Below are 19,749 nucleotides of genomic sequence, written 5' to 3' on the forward strand. Positions count from 1 at the left end.
CCTCCCATCGAGGATGTCTTGAAGATGAGCACGCAGCTTCCGAACGACTTCGAGTGGACCGAACTCGACCGGCGTGCCGTCGACACCGCCCGCCTTCTGGCGGCGGATGCCGTACAGCGGGTGGGCAACGGCCACCCGGGCACCGCGATGAGCCTGGCGCCCGCCGCGTACACGATCTTTCAGAAGGTGATGCGGCACGATCCGGCGGACCCGGAGTGGACCGGCCGTGACCGCTTCGTCCTCTCCCCCGGCCACACCTCGCTGACCCTCTACACCCAACTCTTCCTCTCCGGCTACGAGCTGGACCTGGAGGACCTGAAGACCTTCCGGACCCATGGTTCGAAGACGCCCGGCCACCCCGAGTACGGGCACACCGCGGGCATCGAGACCACCACGGGGCCGCTCGGCCAGGGGGCCGCCAACGCGGTCGGCATGGCGATGGCCGCCCGCTACGAGCGCGGTCTGTTCGACCCCGAGTCGCCGGCGGGCGAGTCGCCGTTCGACCACACCGTCTGGGCGATCGTCTCCGACGGCGACCTGGAGGAGGGCGTCTCCGCCGAGGCCTCCTCCCTGGCCGGGCACCAGAAGCTCGGCAACCTGGTCTTCCTCTACGACGACAACCACATCTCCATCGAGGGCGACACGGCGACCGCGTTCTCCGAGGACGTGCTGAAGCGGTACGAGGCCTACGGCTGGCACGTGCAGCGCGTCGAGCCCGCCGACAACGGCGACATCGACGTATCCGCCCTGTACACGGCCCTGAAGGCGGCGCAGGCCGAGACCGCGCGCCCCTCGATCGTCGCCCTGCGCACGATCATCGCCTGGCCCGCTCCCACCGCGCGGAACACCGAGGCCTCCCACGGCTCGGCGCTCGGCGCGCAGGAGGTCGCCGCGACCAAGCGCGTCCTCGGCTTCGATCCCGAGCGGTCCTTCCAGGTCGACGAGGACGTCCTCGCCCACACCCGCGCCGCCCTCGACCGGGGCGCGGAGGCCCACGCCGCGTGGGACAAGCAGCTCACGCGGTGGCGCGCCGACCACCCGGAGCGGGCGGCGCTGTTCGACCGGGTCGTCGCGGGGCAGCTCCCCGAGGGATGGGAGGGCGCGCTGCCCGTGTTCGAGCCGGGGAAGCCGGTCGCCACCCGCGCCGCCTCCGGCAGGGTGCTCCAGTCGCTCGGCGCGGTCCTGCCCGAACTCTGGGGCGGTTCAGCCGACTTGGCGGGCTCCAACAACACGACGATCGACGGGCGTTCCTCCTTCCTCCCCGAGGGCAACCCGCTGCCCGAGGCCGATCCGTACGGCCGCACGATCCACTTCGGCATCCGCGAGTTCTCGATGGCCGCGGAGATGAACGGCATCGCGCTGCACGGCAACACCCGCGTCTACGGCGGGACGTTCCTCGTGTTCTCCGACTACATGCGCAACGCCGTGCGCATGTCGGCGCTGATGCAGCTGCCGGTGACGTACGTGTGGACGCACGACTCCGTCGGTCTCGGCGAGGACGGCCCGACGCACCAGCCGGTCGAGCACCTGGCGTCCCTGCGCGCCATCCCCGGTCTGAACGTCGTGCGCCCGGCCGACGCCAACGAGACCGCGATCGCCTGGGCCGAGATCCTCCGGCGGCACGCCACCCGTCCCGCCCCGCACGGCCTGGCCCTCACCCGGCAGGGCGTGCCCACGTACGAGCCCGACCCCGATGCGGCGAAGGGCGGTTACGTCCTGCGCGAGTCGTCGAAGCGGATCCCGGACGTCGTCATCGTCGCCACCGGCTCGGAGGTACGGCTCGCCGTCGCCGCTCGGGACCTGCTGGAGGCCGAGGGGATCGGGACGCGGGTGGTGTCGATGCCGTCCGTGGAGTGGTTCGAGGAGCAGCCGCGGGAGTACCGCGAGCGGGTGCTGCCGCCGGCCGTGAGGGCCCGGGTCGCGGTCGAGGCCGGCATCGGTCTGACCTGGTACCGGTACGTCGGCGACGCCGGCCGCATCGTCTCCCTCGAGCATTTCGGCGCCTCCGCCGACGCGGACACCCTGTTCGCCGAGTACGGCTTCACCCCCGAGAACGTCGCCGCCGCAGCCCGGGAATCCCTTGCTGCCGCGCGTGGTTGATCCGAACGCCAGAAAGAAGATGATCACAGTGACCGAAGCGACCGCGTCCACCGCGGAAGCCCTGAAGCGCCTGTCCGACGAGGGCGTCTCCATCTGGCTGGACGACCTGTCGCGCAAGCGGATCCAGTCGGGCGGCCTCGCCGACCTCGTCGCCACGCGGCACGTCGTCGGCGTCACCACCAACCCGTCGATCTTCCAGGCCGCCATCGGCTCCGGCGAGGGCTACGAGGAGCAGCTCGCCGACCTGGCCGTGCGGGGCGTGACGGTCGATGAGGCCGTGCGGATGATGACGACGGCCGATGTGCGGGCCGCAGCCGATATCCTGCATTCCGTATACACAACATCGCACGGTGTCGACGGCCGTGTGTCGATCGAGGTCGACCCCCGTCTCGCCCACGACACCGCCGCCACCGTCGCCGAGGCCAAGCAACTCGCCTGGCTCGTCGACCGCCCCAACACCATGATCAAGATCCCGGCGACGAAGGCGGGCCTCCCGGCGATCACCGAGGTCATCGGCCTCGGGATCAGCGTCAACGTCACGCTGATCTTCTCGCTGGAGCGCTACCGCGAGGTCATGGACGCCTACCTGGCGGGCCTTGAGCAAGCGCTTTCCAACGGGGTGGACCTCTCCACCGTCCACTCCGTGGCCTCCTTCTTCGTCTCCCGGGTCGACTCCGAGATCGACAAGCGGCTCACGGTCCTCGGCACCGACGAGGCGCTCGCGCTGAAGGGCAGGGCGGCGCTGGCGAACGCGCGGCTGGCCTACGAGGCGTACGAAGGGGTCGTCGCCGGGGAGCGCTGGGCCGCGCTGGCCCGGGCGGGGGCGAACCGGCAGCGTCCGCTGTGGGCATCCACCGGTGTGAAGGATCCTGCATACAAGGACACGCTGTATGTGGACGACCTGGTCGCGCCGGGCACCGTCAACACCATGCCGGAGGCCACCCTGGCCGCCGTCGCCGACCACGGCGCCGTCATCGGTGACACGGTGACCGGCGGCTACGACCGGGCCCGCGCCGACCTGGCCGCCGTAGCGGCACTCGGTGTCTCCTACGACGAGGTCGTCACCCGTCTGGAGGAGGAGGGTGTCGCCAAGTTCGAGGCGGCGTGGGAGGACTTGCTGAACACGGTCACGAAGTCGCTGGAGAGCAAGGGAGCTGACGCGGAATGAGCACCACCGCTGTGTGGGACAACCCCCTGCGGGATCCCCGTGACCGTCGCCTGCCCCGTATCGCGGGCCCGTCGGGCCTGGTGATCTTCGGAGTGACGGGCGACCTGTCGCGCAAGAAGCTGATGCCGGCCGTGTACGACCTCGCCAACCGCGGGCTGCTGCCGCCGGGCTTCTCGCTCGTCGGGTTCGCCCGCCGGGACTGGGAGGACCAGGACTTCGCGCAGGTCGTGCACGACGCGGTGCGCGAGCACGCGCGGACGCCGTTCCGCGAGGAGGTCTGGCAGCAGCTCGCCGAGGGCATGCGGTTCGTGCCGGGCGACTTCGACGACGACACGGCGTTCAAGCAGCTCAAGACGGCCGTCGAGGAGCTGGACACCTCGCGCGGCACGGGCGGCAACTTCGCCTTCTATCTCTCCGTGCCGCCGAAGTTCTTCCCGAAGGTCGTCGAGCAGCTCAAGAAGCACGGGCTGGCGAAGGCGCCGGAGGGGTCCTGGCGGCGGGCGGTCATCGAGAAGCCGTTCGGGCACAATCTGGCGAGCGCCCGTGAGCTGAACGCGGTCGTGCACGACGTGTTCGAACCGGACCAGGTGTTCCGCATCGACCACTACCTGGGCAAGGAGACCGTCCAGAACATCCTGGCGCTGCGGTTCGCCAACACCATGTTCGAACCGATCTGGAACCGGTCGTTCGTCGACCATGTGCAGATCACCATGGCCGAGGACATCGGGATCGGCGGCCGGGCCGGCTACTACGACGGCATCGGCTCGGCCCGTGACGTCATCCAGAACCACCTGCTGCAGCTCATGGCGCTGACGGCCATGGAGGAGCCCGCCTCCTTCGACGCGGCCTCGCTGCTCACCGAGAAGCTCAAGGTGCTGAAGGCGGTGAAACTGCCGGAGGACCTCGGCAAGCACACCGTGCGGGCGCAGTACGCGGGCGCCTGGCAGGGCGGCGAGAAGGTGCGCGGCTATCTCGACGAGGACGGCATCGACCCGGCCTCGACGACGGACACGTACGCCGCCGTGAAGCTGAACGTCGACAACCGGCGGTGGGCGGGCGTCCCGTTCTATCTGCGCACCGGCAAGCGGCTCGGCCGGCGGGTGACGGAGATCGCGGTGGTCTTCCAGTCGGCGCCGCACTCCCCGTTCGACTCCACCGCGACGGAGGAGCTCGGCAAGAACGCGATCGTCATCCGTGTCCAGCCCGACGAGGGCATCACCGTCCGCTTCGGCTCCAAGGTGCCGGGGACCTCGATGGAGATCCGGGACGTGACCATGGACTTCGCCTACGGCGAGTCCTTCACGGAGTCCAGCCCGGAGGCGTACGAGCGGCTCATCCTCGACGTGCTGCTCGGCGATGCCAACCTTTTCCCGCGCCACCAGGAAGTGGAAGAGTCCTGGAAGATCCTCGACCCGATCGAGGAGTACTGGGCGGCCCACGGCAGGCCCGCGCAGTATCCCTCGGGGAGCTGGGGACCCGAGGAAGCCGACGAGATGCTCGCACGAGACGGACGGAGCTGGCGCAGGCCATGAAGATCGACCTGACCGACACCACGGCAAGCAAGATCAACAAGGCGCTGGTGCAGGGTCGCCGCGCCATCGGCACACCCGCCGTGGGCATGGTCCTGACGATGGTGATCGTCACGGACGAGGAGAACGCCTACGACGCGATCAAGGCGGCCGAGGAGGCCTCGCACGAGCACCCCTCGCGCACCCTGGTCGTCATCAAGCGGCACGCCCGCACCCCGCGCGAGCGCACCCAGTCGCGGCTGGACGCGGAGGTGCGGGTCGGCTCCGAGGCCGGCACCGGCGAGACGGTGATCCTCAGGACCTACGGCGAGGTGTCCGACCACGCCGACTCGGTGGTCCTGCCGCTGCTGCTCCCCGACGCGCCGGTCGTCGTGTGGTGGCCGGTCGACGCGCCCGAGTACCCCTCGAAGGACCCGCTGGGCGCGCTCGCGCAGCGCCGCATCACCGATCTGTATGCGGTCGAGCATCCCCTGCAGACGCTGGAGACCCGGATGCGTTCCTACGCGCCCGGTGACACCGATCTCGCGTGGACGCGGCTGACGCCGTGGCGTTCGATGCTGGCGGCGGCCCTGGACCAGGCGCGGGTGCCGATCGTGTCGGGCGCGGTGGAGGCCGAGGCGGAGAACCCGGCCGCCGAACTGCTGGCGCGCTGGCTGGAGGCCCGCCTCGGCGTGCGGATCGACCGGATCGTCACCGCAGGCCCCGTCGTCACGGCCGTGCGGCTGGGCACCGCGGACGGCGAGGTCGTCATCGACCGCCCCGAGGGCCCCCTCGCCACGCTCAGCCTGCCGGGCCAGCCCTCGCGCACGCTCGCGCTGAAGGTCCGCACGACCTCCGAACTCATCGCCGAGGAGCTCAGGCGCCTCGACGCGGACGAGATGTACGCCGTCGCCCTCAAGGGCGAGGGCACCAAGGAGAACCCCTCTCATGTCTGACTCACCCCAGCTCGCGGTGCGGCCCGAGTGGGCCGCGCTGGCGGACCACCGCGCCCACGGGACGCCGCATCTGCGGGAGCTGTTCGCGACGGATCCCGGGCGCGCGCAGCGGTACGTGGTGCGCGTCGGCGACCTGCGCATCGACTACTCGAAGAACCTCGTCACCGACGAGACGCTGGCCCTGCTGACCGAACTGGCCGCCGCCACCGACGTGTTCGGGCTGCGCGACGCCATGTTCCGCGGCGAGAGGATCAACGTCACCGAGGGCCGCGCCGTCCTGCACACCGCGCTGCGCGCCCCGGCCGACGCGGTCGTGGAGGTCGACGGCGAGAACGTCGTGCCGCACGTCCACGCGGTGCTGGCGAAGATGGGCGACTTCGCCGAGCGGGTCCGCTCCGGCGAGTGGACCGGCCACACCGGCCGGCGGATCAGGAACGTCGTCAACATCGGTATCGGCGGCTCGGATCTGGGTCCCGCGATGGCGTACGAGGCGCTACGTGCTTACGCGGCACGGGACTTGACGTTCCGTTTCGTGTCGAACGTCGACGGTGCCGACCTGCACGAGGCCACCCGTGACCTGGACCCGGCCGAGACGCTGTTCATCGTCGCGTCCAAGACGTTCACCACCATCGAGACGATCACCAACGCCACCTCGGCCCGCTCCTGGCTCCTCGAGGGCCTCGGCGGCGACGAGAAGGCGGTCGCGAAGCACTTCGTGGCGCTGTCGACGAACGCCGAGAAGGTCGCGGACTTCGGTATCGACACGGCCAACATGTTCGAGTTCTGGGACTGGGTCGGCGGCCGTTACTCCTACGACTCGGCCATCGGCCTCTCCCTGATGATCGCCATCGGCCCGGACCGCTTCCGCGAGATGCTCGACGGCTTCCACCTCGTCGACGAGCACTTCCGCACCGCCCCGGCCGAGGCCAACGCCCCTCTGATCCTGGGCCTGTTGGGCATCTGGTACGGCAACTTCCTCGACGCCCAGTCGCACGCCGTCCTGCCGTACAGCCACTACCTTTCGAAGTTCACCGCCTACCTCCAGCAGCTCGACATGGAGTCCAACGGCAAGTCGGTGGACCGCGAGGGCCGTCCGGTCGCCTGGCAGACCGGGCCGGTGGTGTGGGGCACGCCCGGCACCAACGGGCAGCACGCCTACTACCAGTTGATCCACCAGGGCACCAAGCTCATCCCGGCGGACTTCATCGGCTTCGCCCGTCCCGTCGACGAGCTCAGCGACGAACTCAAGGCCCAGCACGACCTGTTGATGGCCAACTTCTTCGCCCAGACGCAGGCACTCGCCTTCGGCAAGACCGCCGACGAGGTCCGCGCAGAGGGGGTGCCCGAGGAACAGGTCACGCACCGCACCTTCCACGGCGACCACCCGACGACCACGATCCTCGCCGCCGAGCTGACCCCCTCGGTCCTCGGCCAGCTCGTCGCCCTCTACGAGCACAAGGTGTTCGTGCAGGGCGCCGTGTGGAACATCGACTCCTTCGACCAGTGGGGCGTGGAGCTCGGCAAGGTCCTCGCCAAGCGCGTCGAACCCGCCCTCACCGAAGGCGCGGACGTCCCCGGCCTCGATCCCTCCACCGCCGCCCTCGTGGCCGCGTACCGCGAACTCAGGAAGTAGTGAACTGACATGCAGCTCGGTCTCATCGGTCTCGGCAAGATGGGCGGCAACATGCGCGAGCGGATCCGCCGCGCGGGCCACACCGTCGTCGGTTACGACCGCAACCCCGAAGTCTCCGACGTCAAGGACCTCGCCGAACTCGTCGAGCAGCTCGAAGCGCCGCGCACCGTCTGGGTGATGGTCCCGGCCGGCGCCCCCACCCAGTCCGTCGTCGACGAGCTGGGCGACCTGCTCCAGGCGGGTGACGTCGTCGTGGACGGCGGCAACTCCCGCTGGACGGACGACGAGAAGCACGCCGCCGAGCTCGGCGCCAAGGGCATCGGGTTCGTCGACGCCGGGGTCTCCGGCGGCGTCTGGGGGCTGCAGAACGGCTACGCCCTCATGGTCGGCGGCGACAAGGAGCACGTCGACCGGCTCCAGCCGATCTTCGACGCGCTCAAGCCGGAGGGCCCGTACGGCTATGTCCACGCGGGCAAGGTCGGCGCCGGGCACTTCTCGAAGATGGTCCACAACGGCATCGAGTACGCCATGATGCAGGCCTACGCCGAGGGCTGGGAACTCCTGGAGAAGGTCGACTCCGTCACCGACGTGCGCGAGGTCTTCCGCTCCTGGCAGGAGGGCACGGTCATCCGGTCCTGGCTGCTCGACCTCGCGGTCAACGCCCTCGACGAGGACGAGCACCTCGACAAGCTGCGCGGCTGGGCGCAGGACTCCGGCGAGGGCCGCTGGACCGTCGAGGCCGCCATCGACCACGCCGTGCCGCTGCCCGCGATCACCGCCTCCCTCTTCGCGCGGTTCTCCTCCCGCCAGGACGACTCCCCGCAGATGAAGATGATCGCGGCGCTGCGCAACCAGTTCGGTGGCCACGCCGTCGAAGCCGCGAAGGAGTAGTCCCCCGTGGGAGATCTTCTGCTGGTCCGCCACGGCGAGACGGAGTGGAGCAGGTCGGGACAGCACACCAGCTGGACCGACCTGCCCCTCACCGAGAGCGGTGAACTGCAGGCCAAGTCGCTCGCTCCGTTCTTCTCCCACCGGACCTTCTGCCTGGCCCTGACCAGCCCGCTCGACCGTGCCGTGCGCACGGCCGAACTCGCGGGCATCGGCGGGGCGGTCGCCTCACCCGACCTGCACGAGTGGGACTACGGCGCATACGAGGGCATCACCACCGTCGAGATCCACCGCGACCGGCCCACCTGGAACCTGTGGACCGACGGCGTGCCTCCCGGCACGGACGGCCACCCCGGTGAGTCGCCCGAGGAGATCGGGCGGCGGGCCGACCGGGTGCTGTCCCGGGTCGACGCGGCGCTCGCGGACTGCGGCGGAGACGCGGTACTCGTCGCCCACGGGCATTTCCTACGCGTTCTGACGGCCCGTCGGCTCGGACTGCCGCCCGGACAGGGCCGGCTGTTCCAGCTGGCGACGGGAACGTACAGCAGGCTGTCGACGGAGCACGGATGGCCCGTGATCGCCGAATGGAACGTACGGCCATAGCCGGTTGACACCGCCCGGGGGGCCCGCCAGAGTCGCGGCTGATGGAGATCGACGATCTGACACCGGCCGAACAGCGCGTCTGGCGGGCCTTCCCCACCGGCGCGGAGGTGGACTTCCGCGACGACTCCGACGACTGGGGCCCCGAACGGACCGTAAGGGCAGCGGTGTTGCGGACGCTGCTCCTCAACGGCCCCCGGAAGCAGGGTGAGATAGCGGCCCTCAAAGTGCGGGGCGCCCGCGTCACGGGTGCGCTGGACCTGCGGTACGCGACGGTCGACAGCGTCGTCCATCTCACCCACTGCCGGTTCGACGAGGCGCCCGACCTCATCGGCGCCCATCTGCGCTACGTCAGCATGCGCGACTCGGACATGCCCGGTCTGTCGGTGACCCGGGCCCGCGTCGACGGCAGCCTGCGGCTGACCCGCTGCCGGTTCCACGGGCCGGTCCGCGCGGACGGGGCGCAGATCGCCGGCGCGCTGTTCCTCGAGGAGGCGCAGGCCACCGCCGGGGACACCGGCCGCCCCGCCCTCCACCTCCATCAGCTCGGTGTCGACGACGACCTGTGCGCCCGCGGTCTGCGCGCCCGGGGCCTGATCCGGCTCGACGGCGCCACCGTCGCCGGATCCCTCGACCTGGAGGACGCCGAGCTGAGCAACCCGGGCGCCAACGTGCTGGAGGCCGACGCCCTGGAGGTCGGCGCCAACCTCCTGGGCCGCCGGCTCGCCACGCAGGGCCGGATCGACCTGCGCGACGCCCGGATACCCGGCCGGGTGGACCTGCTGCACGCCCGGCTGTCCAACCCCGGCGGCATCGCCCTGCGCGCCAGCAGCTGTGTGATCGGCGAGCTGTGGCTGCGCCGGGGCCCCCGGGTGGAGGGCATGCTGAACCTGCGGCGGGCCGAGATCAACCAGCTCAGCGTGGAGCCGGAGATGCTCCCCGACCAGGTGCGCCTGCTCGACCTCACCTACACCTTCCTCACGCCGCACGCGCCCGCCGAGGACCGGCTGCCGATGCTGGAACGCGACGGCCAGGGCTTCGACCCGCACGCGTACGAACAACTGACGGCCGCATACCGCAGGACCGGCGACGACCAGGCCGCCCGCATCGTCCAGCTCGCCAAGCAGCGCCGCCGCCGCTCCACCCTCCCCTGGCACGGACGGCTGTGGGGACACCTCCAGGACGCGGCCGTCGGCTACGGCTTCCGTCCGCTGCGCGCCGCCGTCTGGCTGCTGTCCCTGCTCGCCGTCGGCTCGATCGCCTACGCCGGGCACCCTCCGCCGCCCCTCAAGGCGGACGAGGCACCCGAGTTCAACCCCGTCTTCTACACCCTGGACCTGCTGCTGCCGGTGATCTCCTTCGGGCAGGAGGAGGCGTTCGCCCCGCGGGGCGGGTACCAGACGCTGTCGTACGTCCTCGTCGCGACGGGCTGGATCCTGGCCACGACCGTCGCCGCCGGCGTGACCCGGACGATCAGCCGCCAGTAGGCAGGTCCCGGTGAGCAGGTCAGCGGGCGGTGTGCTGCGCGGCGAGCCGCACCGGGGCGTTGGCGGCGCCGTAGCCCCGGTAGCCGCCGTCGCGCTGCACCAGTTCGAAGAAGACGCGGCCGACGGTGCGGGTGTAGCAGTGCCGGAAGACACCGTGCGCGTCCCGGTCGTAGAGGATGCCCAGCTCCCGGTAGGTCTCCAGCTCGCCGTCGGCGAACACGAAGCGGGCCGCGAGGTCGTCGTAGTAGTTGGCGGGGATCGGCAGCAGGCGGCCGCCGGCGGCGGTGAAGCGGCGGGCGGCGACGACGACGTCGTCGGTGGCCAGCGCGACGTGCCGGGCGATCACCGAGTCGTCGCCGGGGGCGGCGCCCACCGTGAGCGGGAAACGGACGGCGCCGTCGGCGCTGGTCACGGCCCGGCTGCGGAGCAGCCCGTAGGGGTCGGCGACGTCGACGCTCTCCTGTGCCTCGAGGCCGAGGACACCGTGGTGGAAGAGGACGGCCTCGTCGAACTGGTGCCAGGGCTGCGTGAGCGCTACATGGTCCACGCGGACGTCGGAGGGGGGTGCCGGGGTGTGCGGGTCGTCCTCGAAGTCGGCGCGCCAGTCGGGCAGTCCGGGGCGGTGCGTCGCGCAGAGGAAGAGTTCCGTGCCGTCGGGGGCGGCGACGGCGTCGAGGGGGGCGTCCTCGGCGGCGCGGCGGCGGGGCAGGACGGGCGCGAGCAGGGCCTCGGCACGGCGGGCGGCGGCGGCCGGGTCCGGGGACTCCAGGCCGACGGCGGCGAGGGTGGTGCCGTCGCCGGGGGTCCCTCCGCGCGAGCGGAGCCGGGAGTGTGCCAGGGCGGCGGGTCCGGTGTTGACCAGGATCCGGGCCTCGCCCTGCTCCCACAGCTCGACGGGCTTGCCGCGGTGGCGGGCGGTGCGGGCGAAGCCGAGGGAGCCGAGAAGGGTGGAGACCGGTTCGGCGTCGGGGGTGACCAGCTCGGTGAAGGCGATCCCGGTGGGGGCGGCCGGGGCGGGCAGGGTGACGATGCCGAGTTCGTCCTGGAGCATCAGCAGGGAGCGGCGGGCGTCGATGGCGGTGGGGCCGGCCTCGGCCTGCCGGAAGACGTCGTTGAAGACTTCGAGGGAGAGCGGACCATCGTAGCCTGTATGCAATACACGGCGTACAAGATCCACCACATTGAATCCACCCTGCCCGGGGAAGCAGCGATGGTGGCGGCTCCACTGCAGGACGTCCATGCCGAGCAGCGGCGCGTCGGCCAGCTGAAGAAAGAAGATCTTCTCCCCCGGGATGTCCGCGATGCCCTTGAGGTCCTCGGGGCCGGAGCTGCGGGAGAGGATGTGGAAGCTGTCCAGGCACGTGCCGAGCGCCGGGTGGCCGGCGGTGTCGACGATGTGCCAGGCGTGGTCGTACGTGCTGACGTGCCGTCCCCAGGCGAGTGCCTCGTAGGCGACGCGGACGCCGAAGTCCTGGGCGAGGTCGGCGAGTCGGGCGAGCTGCTCGGCGGCGAGGGCGTCGTCGTCCTCGGCGAGCGGGGAGACGCTGGAGCAGACCAGGACGGTGTCCGCGCCGAGCCGGCCCATCAGCTCGAACTTGTGGCGGGCCCGGCGCAGATTGCGGGCGAACTCGGCCTCGGGCACGGCCTCGACGTCACGCATCGGCTGGTAGAGGTCGACGGTGAGCCCGAGGTCCGTGCAGCGGGCGCGGATGTCCTCTGGGGTGAGGGGGCTCGCGAGCAGGTCGTTCTCGAAGATCTCGACGCCGTCGAAGCCGGCGCGGGCGGCCGCCGTGAGCTTCTCGGTGAGGGATCCGCTCAGGGAGACGGTGGCGATGGACGTACGCACCTGGGCACCTCGTGGTTCTGGTTGCTTCGGGGTGGCGACGACGGGCCGGCTCGCGCCGGGGAGGTGGTGGCCACCCGGGTGGCTACTCGGGGACGGGGACGGCGCCGGCCAGCTCGGCGATGTCGGCGAGCATGCGGGCGCTGTCGGGTTCCCGCCCGGTGAACAGGCGGAACGCGTCCACCGCCTGGAAGACGGCCATGCCGCCGCCGTCGAGCGTGGCGCAGCCCAGGGCGCGGGCACTGCGCAGCAGTTCGGTCTCCAGGGGACGGTAGACGACCTCGGCGACCCACAGACCGGGCCGCAGCAGCCCGGCCGGGAACGGCAGGCCGGGGTGGGCCGCCATACCGGTCGGGGTGGCGTGGACGACACCGTCGGCGTGCGCGAGCAGCTCCGGCAGCCGGTCGTGGCCCGCCGCGGCCGCCCGGCCCTCGCCGAAGTGGGCGTTCAGCGCGGCGGCGAGCTGCGCGGCCCGCTCGGGCAGCGCGTCGACGACGGTCACCCGCCCGGCGCCGAGGGTGAGCGTGGCATGCGCGACGGCCGCGCCCGCGCCGCCCGCGCCGAGCTGCACGACCCGCTCCAGCGGAACGTCCGGCAGCCCGCGGGCGAACGACGCGGCGAACCCGGTGACGTCCGTGTTGTGGCCCACGGCCCGGCCGCCCTCGAAGACGACCGTGTTGACCGCGCCGAGCGCCTCGGCCTGTGGCGAGAGCGCGTCCAGGTGCTCGATGACGAGCTGCTTGCACGGGTGGGTGATGTTCAGCCCGTCGAAGCCGAGGTCGCGGGCGGCCCGTACCAGGTCGCCGACCGCCTGCGGAGCGGCCCCGAGGACGTCGATGTCGATCAGCCGGTACACATAGCGCAGCCCCTGCCGGTCGGCCTCCCGCTCGTGCAGCGCCGGACTGAGCGACGGGCCGATACCGGAACCGATCAGTCCGACGAGATACGAGTCCCTGGTCACATCCTTGGTCACGGAGGACCTCCTGAGCCGCTGGCTAATGTACGAACTGGTGAGTTAGTCATAGCATCCCGGCCGGGCGCCGGGGAAGCCCCTCTCGCCTCACGGGACGGGATCGGCTCCTAGAATCGCCGCATCGCAGCCACGCCGCCCGAAGGAACCCGATGACCAGCGTCGACGAACCGGCACGATCCAACGGGCGCACCCGTGACGCCGCCCGGACCCAGGCCGAGATCCTGGACGTGGCGACCCGGGAGTTCGCCCGCGTCGGCTACGCCGGAGCCCGCGTTGACGACATCGCCGCCCGCACCAGCACCACCAAGCGGATGATCTACTACTACTTCGGCGGCAAGGAGCAGCTCTTCACGGCCGTCCTGGAGCGCGCGTACGGCGTGATCCGCGAGGCCGAGCAGCGGCTCGACGTCGAGCACCTGGACCCGGTGGCGGCGATCCGGCGCCTGGCCGAGCTGACCTTCGACCACCACGAACAGCACCCGGACTTCATCCGGCTGGTCAGCATCGAGAACATCCACGAGGCCGAGCACATCGCCGCCTCCGAGAAACTCGGCAGGATCGGCTCCCCCGCGCTCGACGTCATCCGCCGCATCCTCGCCGCCGGCCAGGAGTCCGGGCTGTTCACGGCTGAGGTGGACGCCGTCGACCTGCACGCGATGATCAGCTCGTTCTGCTTCTTCCGGGTGGCCAACCGGCACACCTTCGGCGCGCTGTTCGGCCGCGACCTGGTGGATCCGGCGCAGCGGGAGCACTACCGGACCATGCTCGGCGACATGGTGATCGCGTATCTGACGGCGGAGCGGGCGGGGAGCTGACCGCGGACGGTCGGCTGCCGACGGTCGACTACCGACTGTCGACAGCCGACCGCGAGGTGCGGACTGCGGACTGCGGACTGCGGATCGTCGACTGTCGACCGCAGACCACAGACCCGCCAACACCGACCGCCGACCGCCGACCGCCGACCGCCGACCGCCATCGGCATACACCCGACTGCGGACGGCGGATTGCATACCGTCGCCGCCAGATCCCCGCGACGAGACCTATTGACAGCGGAGAAACATCGGCGCAACATCACTGGCCATCCGCTACTAACTACCCAGTGGGTTAATTAGCCGGGGATCACTCGACCCGGCGCAGCCGCCCCGCACCCCAGGGATCCGGCCCTTCTCCCCTTGTCCCACTCCCACGTACGTTGGAGTTCCCCCGAAGGAGCACGCCGTGTCCGTCCCCGCCGCAGCACCTCCCGGTCAGCCGAAGAAAGCCGCCACGGCGGCGTGGATCGGCAGCGCCCTGGAGTACTACGACTTCTTCATCTACGGCAGCGCGGCCGCGCTGATCTTCCCGAAGGTCTTCTTCGACGAGTCGGACCCGGCCACCGCGACCCTGCTGTCACTGGCCACGTTCGGTGTCGCGTACGCGGCGCGGCCGGTCGGCGCGCTGTTCCTCGGGCACTTCGGCGACCGTCTGGGCCGCAAGAAGATCATGGTCTTCACGCTGATCCTGATGGGCGTGTCGACGTTCCTGATCGGCTGTCTGCCGACCCGGGCCCAGGTCGGCGGGCTCGCGCCGGTGCTGCTGGTCCTGTGCCGCGTCCTGCAGGGCATCTCCGCCGCGGGTGAGCAGGCCAGCGCCAACTCGATGACGTTGGAGCACGCGCCGCCGCACCGGCGTGGCTTCTTCACCAGCTTCACCCTGAGCGGCACGCAGGGCGGGCAGCTGCTGGCGACGCTGGTGTTCATTCCGGTGGCGGCGCTGCCGGAGGAGCAGTTGCTGGCGTGGGGCTGGCGGGTGCCGTTCTGGCTGAGCATCGCGGTGGCCGTGGTCGGCTATGTGATCCGGCGCAAGCTGGAGGAGACTCCCGCGTTCGAGGCGCAGCAGGCCACGGGCGAGGTCGTGCGGCTGCCGTTGGCCGTGCTGCTGCGCGAGCACTGGGCCGATGTGCTGCGGGTGGTCGGGGGCGCGCTCATCGCCTCGGTGAGCACCATCTTCACGGTGTGGGCGCTGGCGTACGCGACGAGCGACGCGGTCGGCATGAGCCGTTCGTCGATGCTGTGGGTGGGTGCGCTCGCCAACCTGGTCGCGCTGGGCGCGATCCCGGCGTGGGCGACACTGTCCGACCGCATCGGCCGGCGCCCCGTGTATCTGATCGGTGCCGTGGGCAGCGCGGTGGCGATGTTCCTGTACCTGTGGGCGATCTCCACCGGCTCCTACCCGCTGACGCTGGTCCTCGGCGTGGTCGCCTTCGGTGTGGTGTACAGCGCCGCGAACGGTGTGTGGCCGTCGTTCTACGGCGAGATGTTCTCGACCCGGGTGCGGCTGTCGGGCATGGCGATCGGTACGCAGATCGGGTTCGCCGTGGCCGGTTTCGCGGTCACGTTCGCCGCCCGGATCGCCGGCCCGGACGGCGACGACTGGTCGTCGGTGGCGTTGTTCACGGCGGCGCTGTGCCTGCCGCCGGTGATCGCGGCCCTGTCGGCCCGGGAGACCGCGAAGATCCCGACGGAGCGGCTCGGCGAGCGGGGCGCCCGTGAGGTCCCCCAGCCGGAGACGGTCACCGCCTGATCCCGCCCCGCCCCGCATCTCCCGTACCTCCGGTACCTCCCGAGCCCCCGGACGCCGCCACGGCGCCCGGGGGCTCGGGCCTGCGCGGCCCTCACGCCCCGTCGGCCCGCCGGGGAATGCCGTACGCCCGCTCGACCCGCAGCCGGGCGACGAGGCGACGGTCGCGGACCATGGCGGCGCGGTAGTCGTCCCAGTCGGGGTGCTCGCCCGAGACGTCGCGGTAGAGGCGGACGAGTTCCTCGACCGTGTCGTCGTAGGGGTCCTCGGCGACCGGGGTGAGGTCGGCGGTCGCCTCGACGACCGTGTACGCCCAGCGGTCCGCGGTGGTGACGTGGTAGGAGGCGCGGGGGTCGCGCCGCAGGTTGCGGGTCTTGGCGCGGTCGTCGGTGACGGAGATCCGGATGACGCCCTCGTCGGGGTAGTAGTGGTGGCTGACGTTCGACAGCTGGGGGCGGCCGTCTCGCTTGAGGGTGACCAGCACTCCGCTGCGGCCTTCGGACAGCAGGGCGAGCAGGGCGTGGCGCGTCGTGTCCTGAGTCATGCCCCGCACAACCGGCGCGCCACCGGAGCGCATTCCCCCGCCAGCACCCCACCCCCACCCCGACACACCTCACCGCACGCCCGCGAGCCCCCGAGACGGTCCGTAGACACTGTCTACCAGCCAGTGGTAGACAGTGTCTATGAGCGAATCCGAGAAGCCGGACTCCGAGAAGCCGGACCCCGATCTGCGGAGGCGTCTCGTCGACGTCGGCGTGGACCTGGTCGCCCTGGAGGGCGCCGGTGCGCTGACCCTGCGGGAGATCGCCCGCCGGGCCGGGGTGTCCCACGGCGCGCCCCGCCGCCACTTCCCGACGCATCTGGAGCTGCTCTCGGCCATCGCCCGCCGCGGCTTCACCGAGCTGGGGATCCGGGTGACGACGACGCTCGGCGACGGCACCGCCGACCCGCGCGCCCAGATCACCGAACTGGGGCGCGCCTACCTGGAGTTCGCACTGGACAACGCCGGGATGTACGAGCTGATGTTCCGTCACGACCTGCTGGAGAGCGGTCACTTGCGGCTGCGGGACACCAGCCTGCCGTTGTTCGGCGTCCTGGTGGAGCTGGTGGGCCGGGCGCGTCCCGAGGCCGACGCGCGGGCGGTCGCGGGGGCGCTGTGGGCGAACCTGCACGGCATCGCCCAGCTCTGGGGCTGGGGCAGTCTCCAACTCGCCACGGGCACAGACGACTTCATGCCCCTGTTGCGGACCGCGCTCGACGCGCACCTCGGACCGGCCGGGCCACGGGACGACCGGTGAACCGCCCACTGACGCTGGCGAGCAGTGTGGCGGGCGCCGTGGTCGTCGCCCTGGACGGCACCGTGCTCACCGTCGCCCAGCCGACCCTGCGCCGCGACCTGCACGCCTCCCTCACCCAGGTCCAGTGGACCAGCACCGGCTATCTCGTCGCCGTCGCGGGCCTGTTGGTGTTCGCGGGACGGCTCGGCGACCGCTACGGGCACCGCCGTACCTTCGCCGTCGGCATGCTCGGCTTCGGCGCCGCCTCGGCCGGCATCGCGGTGGCGCCGGGCGTCGGCTGGGTCGTCGCCCTGCGCGTGGTACAGGGGGTGTTCGGGGCGCTGCTTCAGCCTGCCACGCTGGGAATGCTGCGGACGTCGTTCCCGCCGGAGCGGCTGCGCACACCGATCGCGGTGCGGACGGCGGCCATCGGCGTGGCGGCCGCCGCGGGGCCGGTGGTGGGCGGGGCGCTCGCCACCTCGTTCGGCTGGCGGTCGGTGTTCCTGCTCAACGTGGTGTCGGCCCTGCTGTTCGGCGTGCTCGCGCTCGCCTCGCGCGAGAAGCGGCGGCCGCCCGTCGGCGCTCCGCTGGACCTGCCCGGCGCCCTGCTGCTCGCCGTGGCCCTCGCCGGTCTGGTGCACGCGCTGGTCACGCTCCCGGGCGTGACCTGGTCCGCGCCTGCGGCGCTGCTCGCGGCGGTCGCCTTCGTACGCCACGAGCGGCGGGCGTCCGCGCCCCTGCTGCCGCCGGACGTCGTGCGCTCCCCCGCGGTCGGCGGCGCGCTCGCCCTGCTGGTCATCGCGTCGGCGGCGCTCAACGGCGGGCTGTTCGCCTGTGTCTACGTCCTCCAGGACGGCCTCGGGCTCACCGCCCTGCGCAGTGCGCTGCTCAGTCTGCCGCTGGCGGTGTTCCTGATCGCGGCGGCGCCCGTGTCGGCGGTGCTGCTGCGCCGGGCGGGCGCCCGGGCCGTGGTCACGGGGGCGACGGCCGTCCTCGGCACCGGTCTGCTGGTGCTGGCCCGCGCCCCGGGCGAGGCGGCCTTCGCCGCGGGGTTCGCCCTGGTGGGCGCGGGGTTCGGGACCGTGATGGTGGCGGCCACCCATGTCGTCGTACGGCGGGCTCCCGCCGAGGCGGCCGGGGTGGCGGGCGGGCTGCAGCAGACGGCGATGAACGTCGGCCCCGTGCTGGGGGTGGCCTCCGCGACCGTGCTCACGGGCCTCGGTGCGGCCTGGACGCCGATGGCGGTGCTGGGTGGGGCGGCTCTCGCGGCGCTCCCCGTCTGCCGTGCGCTGCCGGGGCGCCCCGCATCCGCCCCCACGCCTGGTGACGCCCCGGCGCACGCCCCCGCGTCCGCCGACGCCCACCCGCCCGTCGGGGCGACGGCCGGCCGAAGCGACACACCCCACACGGCTCACGGCGTGGAAAGCAGTCCGCACGCCCGTTCCCTGCGCGACCATGAGCAGTGAGGTCGTGCCGGGCGGGGACCTGGGACCGCACCTCGCACGAACGCACCGGAGGAGAACGATGGCACTGCTGCGACAAGAGGTCGACCCCAGCGAGGTCGGGCTGGACGCGAAGGCTCTGGACCGCCTCGACCAGCACGTCGCCCACTACGTCGACGAGGGGCGGCTGCCCGGTTTCCTCGTGGCGGTCTCCCGGGGCGGCCGTGTCGCGCACCTCACCACGCACGGTCTCCGCGACGTCGCCGCCGGCCTGCCCGTCGAGGCCGACACCCTGTACCGGATCTACTCCATGACGAAGCCGGTCACCTCCGTCGCCGCCCTGATACTGATGGAGGAGGGCCGGCTGCGACTCGACGACCCGGTCGCCGACCACCTCCCGGCCTTCGCCGGGCAGCGGGTGTACGCGGGCGGCTCGGGCGAGGACCTCACCACCCGCCCGGTGGAGCAGCCGCTGCTGGTCCGGCATCTGATGACGCACACCTCGGGGCTGACGTTCGCCTTCTACCACTGTCACCCCGTCGACGCCCTCTACCGCGAGGCCGGTCTGGAGTCGGCGGTGCTGCCCGGCTCGAATCTGGCGGAGACGGTCGAGGCGTACGCGCGGCTGCCGCTGCAGTTCGAGCCGGGCACGCAGTGGAACTACTCGGTGTCCACCAATGTCCTCGGCCGGATCGTCGAGGTGGTCTCCGGGCAGCCCCTCGACACGTTCCTCGCCGAGCGGATCTTCCGCCCCCTGGGCATGCCGGACGCCGGCTTCCAGGTCACCGACGAGCAGGCGGGCCGACTGGCCGAGCTGTACGGGGACACCGACGGCGGCGGTATCGAGCCGATCGCCGGGCTGCCGCTGTTCGGACGTCCCCGGTTCCTGTCGGGCAGCGGCGGCATGGTGGCGACCGCATACGACATCCACCGGTTCAGCGAGCTGCTGCGCCGCCGCGGCGAACTCGACGGGGTGCGGCTGCTCGCCCCGCAGACGGTGGACCTCATGACCCGCAACCACCTCCCCGGCGGCGCCGACCTGCGCGCCTTCGGCAGCCGCCCGGCGCACGACGAACCCGGCAACGACGGCGTCGGCTTCGGCCTGGGCGTGTCCGTGGTCGTCGACCCGGACCGCACCCAGGCCCCGGCGGGCCTCGGCACCTACGGCTGGAGCGGTGTCGCCACGACCACCTTCTGGATCGACCCGCAGGCCGACGTGTGCGTGCAGTTCCTGACACAGGTGCGGCCGAGGAGGTCGCTGAAGCTGTACCCCGACCTCAAGCGGCTGGTGCACGAGGCCCTGGCCGACTGACCG

16 protein-coding genes are annotated in these 19,749 nt (G+C 71.7%); 13 read left to right on the forward strand and 3 right to left on the reverse strand.

The features are described from left to right. Positions 1-24: 24 nt before the first annotated feature. The 8 genes from tkt to OG852_RS09155 are packed head-to-tail and all read left to right on the forward strand — an operon-like array spanning position 25 to position 10,340. Complete coding sequence (tkt, locus tag OG852_RS09120) at positions 25-2,100, forward strand: transketolase (RefSeq protein WP_330347558.1); 2,076 nt, start codon at positions 25-27, stop codon at positions 2,098-2,100. Positions 2,101-2,119: 19 nt separating this feature from the next. Then, positions 2,120-3,268: a transaldolase gene (gene tal / locus OG852_RS09125; protein ID WP_330347559.1), complete on the forward strand. Its 1,149-nt coding sequence runs from the start codon at positions 2,120-2,122 to the stop codon at positions 3,266-3,268. Beyond that, the gene (gene zwf / locus OG852_RS09130; protein WP_133913769.1) at positions 3,265-4,800 is read left to right on the forward strand and encodes a glucose-6-phosphate dehydrogenase; all 1,536 of its coding nucleotides are present in this window, start codon (positions 3,265-3,267) and stop codon (positions 4,798-4,800) included. The genes tal and zwf overlap by 4 nt, the downstream gene beginning before the upstream one ends. Continuing rightward, entirely contained in the window at positions 4,797-5,732 is a 936-nt protein-coding gene (opcA, locus tag OG852_RS09135; RefSeq protein ID WP_133913770.1) for a glucose-6-phosphate dehydrogenase assembly protein OpcA, read from the forward strand. The genes zwf and opcA overlap by 4 nt, the downstream gene beginning before the upstream one ends. Next, a complete protein-coding gene (gene pgi, locus OG852_RS09140) occupies positions 5,725-7,365 on the forward strand; it encodes a glucose-6-phosphate isomerase (RefSeq protein ID WP_330347560.1) in 1,641 nt (546 codons plus the stop codon). The genes opcA and pgi overlap by 8 nt, the downstream gene beginning before the upstream one ends. A 9-nt stretch (positions 7,366-7,374) precedes the next feature. Further along, positions 7,375-8,256: a phosphogluconate dehydrogenase (NAD(+)-dependent, decarboxylating) gene (gene gnd, locus OG852_RS09145; RefSeq protein ID WP_133913772.1), complete on the forward strand. Its 882-nt coding sequence runs from the start codon at positions 7,375-7,377 to the stop codon at positions 8,254-8,256. Positions 8,257-8,262: 6 nt separating this feature from the next. After that, positions 8,263-8,856, forward strand: a complete 594-nt coding sequence (locus tag OG852_RS09150; RefSeq protein WP_133913773.1) for a histidine phosphatase family protein — start codon at positions 8,263-8,265, stop codon at positions 8,854-8,856. Positions 8,857-8,897: 41 nt separating this feature from the next. After that, the gene (locus OG852_RS09155) at positions 8,898-10,340 is read left to right on the forward strand and encodes a membrane-associated oxidoreductase (RefSeq protein ID WP_330347561.1); all 1,443 of its coding nucleotides are present in this window, start codon (positions 8,898-8,900) and stop codon (positions 10,338-10,340) included. A 19-nt stretch (positions 10,341-10,359) separates the two neighbouring features. Here OG852_RS09155 and OG852_RS09160 read toward each other — a convergent pair whose 3' ends face one another. Both OG852_RS09160 and OG852_RS09165 read right to left on the reverse strand, forming a co-directional pair. Further along, on the reverse strand, positions 10,360-12,186 hold the full coding sequence (locus tag OG852_RS09160; RefSeq protein WP_330347562.1) for a bifunctional sugar phosphate isomerase/epimerase/4-hydroxyphenylpyruvate dioxygenase family protein: 1,827 nt from the start codon (positions 12,184-12,186) through the stop codon (positions 10,360-10,362). 82 nt (positions 12,187-12,268) lie between these two features. Next, positions 12,269-13,144 (reverse strand): shikimate dehydrogenase, encoded by an 876-nt coding sequence (locus OG852_RS09165; protein WP_133913945.1) that lies wholly within the window; start codon positions 13,142-13,144, stop codon positions 12,269-12,271. Positions 13,145-13,305: 161 nt separating this feature from the next. Here OG852_RS09165 and OG852_RS09170 point away from each other — a divergent pair, with 161 nt between their 5' ends. Both OG852_RS09170 and OG852_RS09175 read left to right on the forward strand, forming a co-directional pair. Next, positions 13,306-13,971, forward strand: a complete 666-nt coding sequence (locus tag OG852_RS09170) for a TetR/AcrR family transcriptional regulator (protein ID WP_133913776.1) — start codon at positions 13,306-13,308, stop codon at positions 13,969-13,971. A 403-nt stretch (positions 13,972-14,374) separates the two neighbouring features. Then, a complete protein-coding gene (locus OG852_RS09175) occupies positions 14,375-15,718 on the forward strand; it encodes an MFS transporter (RefSeq protein ID WP_133913777.1) in 1,344 nt (447 codons plus the stop codon). A gap of 91 nt (positions 15,719-15,809) precedes the next feature. Here the strand turns inward: OG852_RS09175 and OG852_RS09180 are convergent, their stop codons facing one another. After that, positions 15,810-16,259, reverse strand: a complete 450-nt coding sequence (locus tag OG852_RS09180; RefSeq protein ID WP_133913778.1) for a PPOX class F420-dependent oxidoreductase — start codon at positions 16,257-16,259, stop codon at positions 15,810-15,812. Positions 16,260-16,398: 139 nt separating this feature from the next. Here OG852_RS09180 and OG852_RS09185 point away from each other — a divergent pair, with 139 nt between their 5' ends. Genes OG852_RS09185 through OG852_RS09195 form a run of 3 tightly spaced genes read left to right on the forward strand, consistent with a single transcriptional unit; the run spans position 16,399 to position 19,746 of the window. Beyond that, a complete protein-coding gene (locus tag OG852_RS09185; protein WP_133913779.1) occupies positions 16,399-17,013 on the forward strand; it encodes a TetR/AcrR family transcriptional regulator in 615 nt (204 codons plus the stop codon). Next, positions 17,010-18,458 carry an MFS transporter gene (locus tag OG852_RS09190; protein ID WP_330347563.1) on the forward strand — a complete coding sequence of 483 codons (1,449 nt, stop codon included), beginning with the start codon at positions 17,010-17,012 and terminating at the stop codon, positions 18,456-18,458. Before OG852_RS09185 ends, OG852_RS09190 begins: the two co-directional genes overlap by 4 nt. Before the next feature lie 58 nt (positions 18,459-18,516). After that, positions 18,517-19,746, forward strand: a complete 1,230-nt coding sequence (locus OG852_RS09195) for a serine hydrolase domain-containing protein (protein ID WP_330347564.1) — start codon at positions 18,517-18,519, stop codon at positions 19,744-19,746. Positions 19,747-19,749: the final 3 nt, after the last annotated feature.

Origin of the sequence: Streptomyces sp. NBC_00582 (assembly GCF_036345155.1) — a bacterium.
Classification (GTDB): domain Bacteria; phylum Actinomycetota; class Actinomycetes; order Streptomycetales; family Streptomycetaceae; genus Streptomyces.

What these genes read in the sequence shown, in the direction of transcription:
- OG852_RS09195 (WP_330347564.1), top strand. Translation starts at nt 18,517, where the DNA reads ATGGCACTGCTGCGACAAGAGGTCGACCCCAGCGAGGTCGGGCTGGAC.
- OG852_RS09170 (WP_133913776.1), top strand. Translation starts at nt 13,306, where the DNA reads ATGACCAGCGTCGACGAACCGGCACGATCCAACGGGCGCACCCGTGAC.
- pgi (WP_330347560.1), top strand. Translation starts at nt 5,725, where the DNA reads ATGTCTGACTCACCCCAGCTCGCGGTGCGGCCCGAGTGGGCCGCGCTG.
- OG852_RS09180 (WP_133913778.1), bottom strand. Translation starts at nt 16,259, where the DNA reads ATGACTCAGGACACGACGCGCCACGCCCTGCTCGCCCTGCTGTCCGAA.
- tkt (WP_330347558.1), top strand. Translation starts at nt 25, where the DNA reads ATGAGCACGCAGCTTCCGAACGACTTCGAGTGGACCGAACTCGACCGG.
- gnd (WP_133913772.1), top strand. Translation starts at nt 7,375, where the DNA reads ATGCAGCTCGGTCTCATCGGTCTCGGCAAGATGGGCGGCAACATGCGC.
- tal (WP_330347559.1), top strand. Translation starts at nt 2,120, where the DNA reads ATGATCACAGTGACCGAAGCGACCGCGTCCACCGCGGAAGCCCTGAAG.
- zwf (WP_133913769.1), top strand. Translation starts at nt 3,265, where the DNA reads ATGAGCACCACCGCTGTGTGGGACAACCCCCTGCGGGATCCCCGTGAC.
- OG852_RS09185 (WP_133913779.1), top strand. Translation starts at nt 16,399, where the DNA reads ATGAGCGAATCCGAGAAGCCGGACTCCGAGAAGCCGGACCCCGATCTG.
- opcA (WP_133913770.1), top strand. Translation starts at nt 4,797, where the DNA reads ATGAAGATCGACCTGACCGACACCACGGCAAGCAAGATCAACAAGGCG.
- OG852_RS09155 (WP_330347561.1), top strand. Translation starts at nt 8,898, where the DNA reads ATGGAGATCGACGATCTGACACCGGCCGAACAGCGCGTCTGGCGGGCC.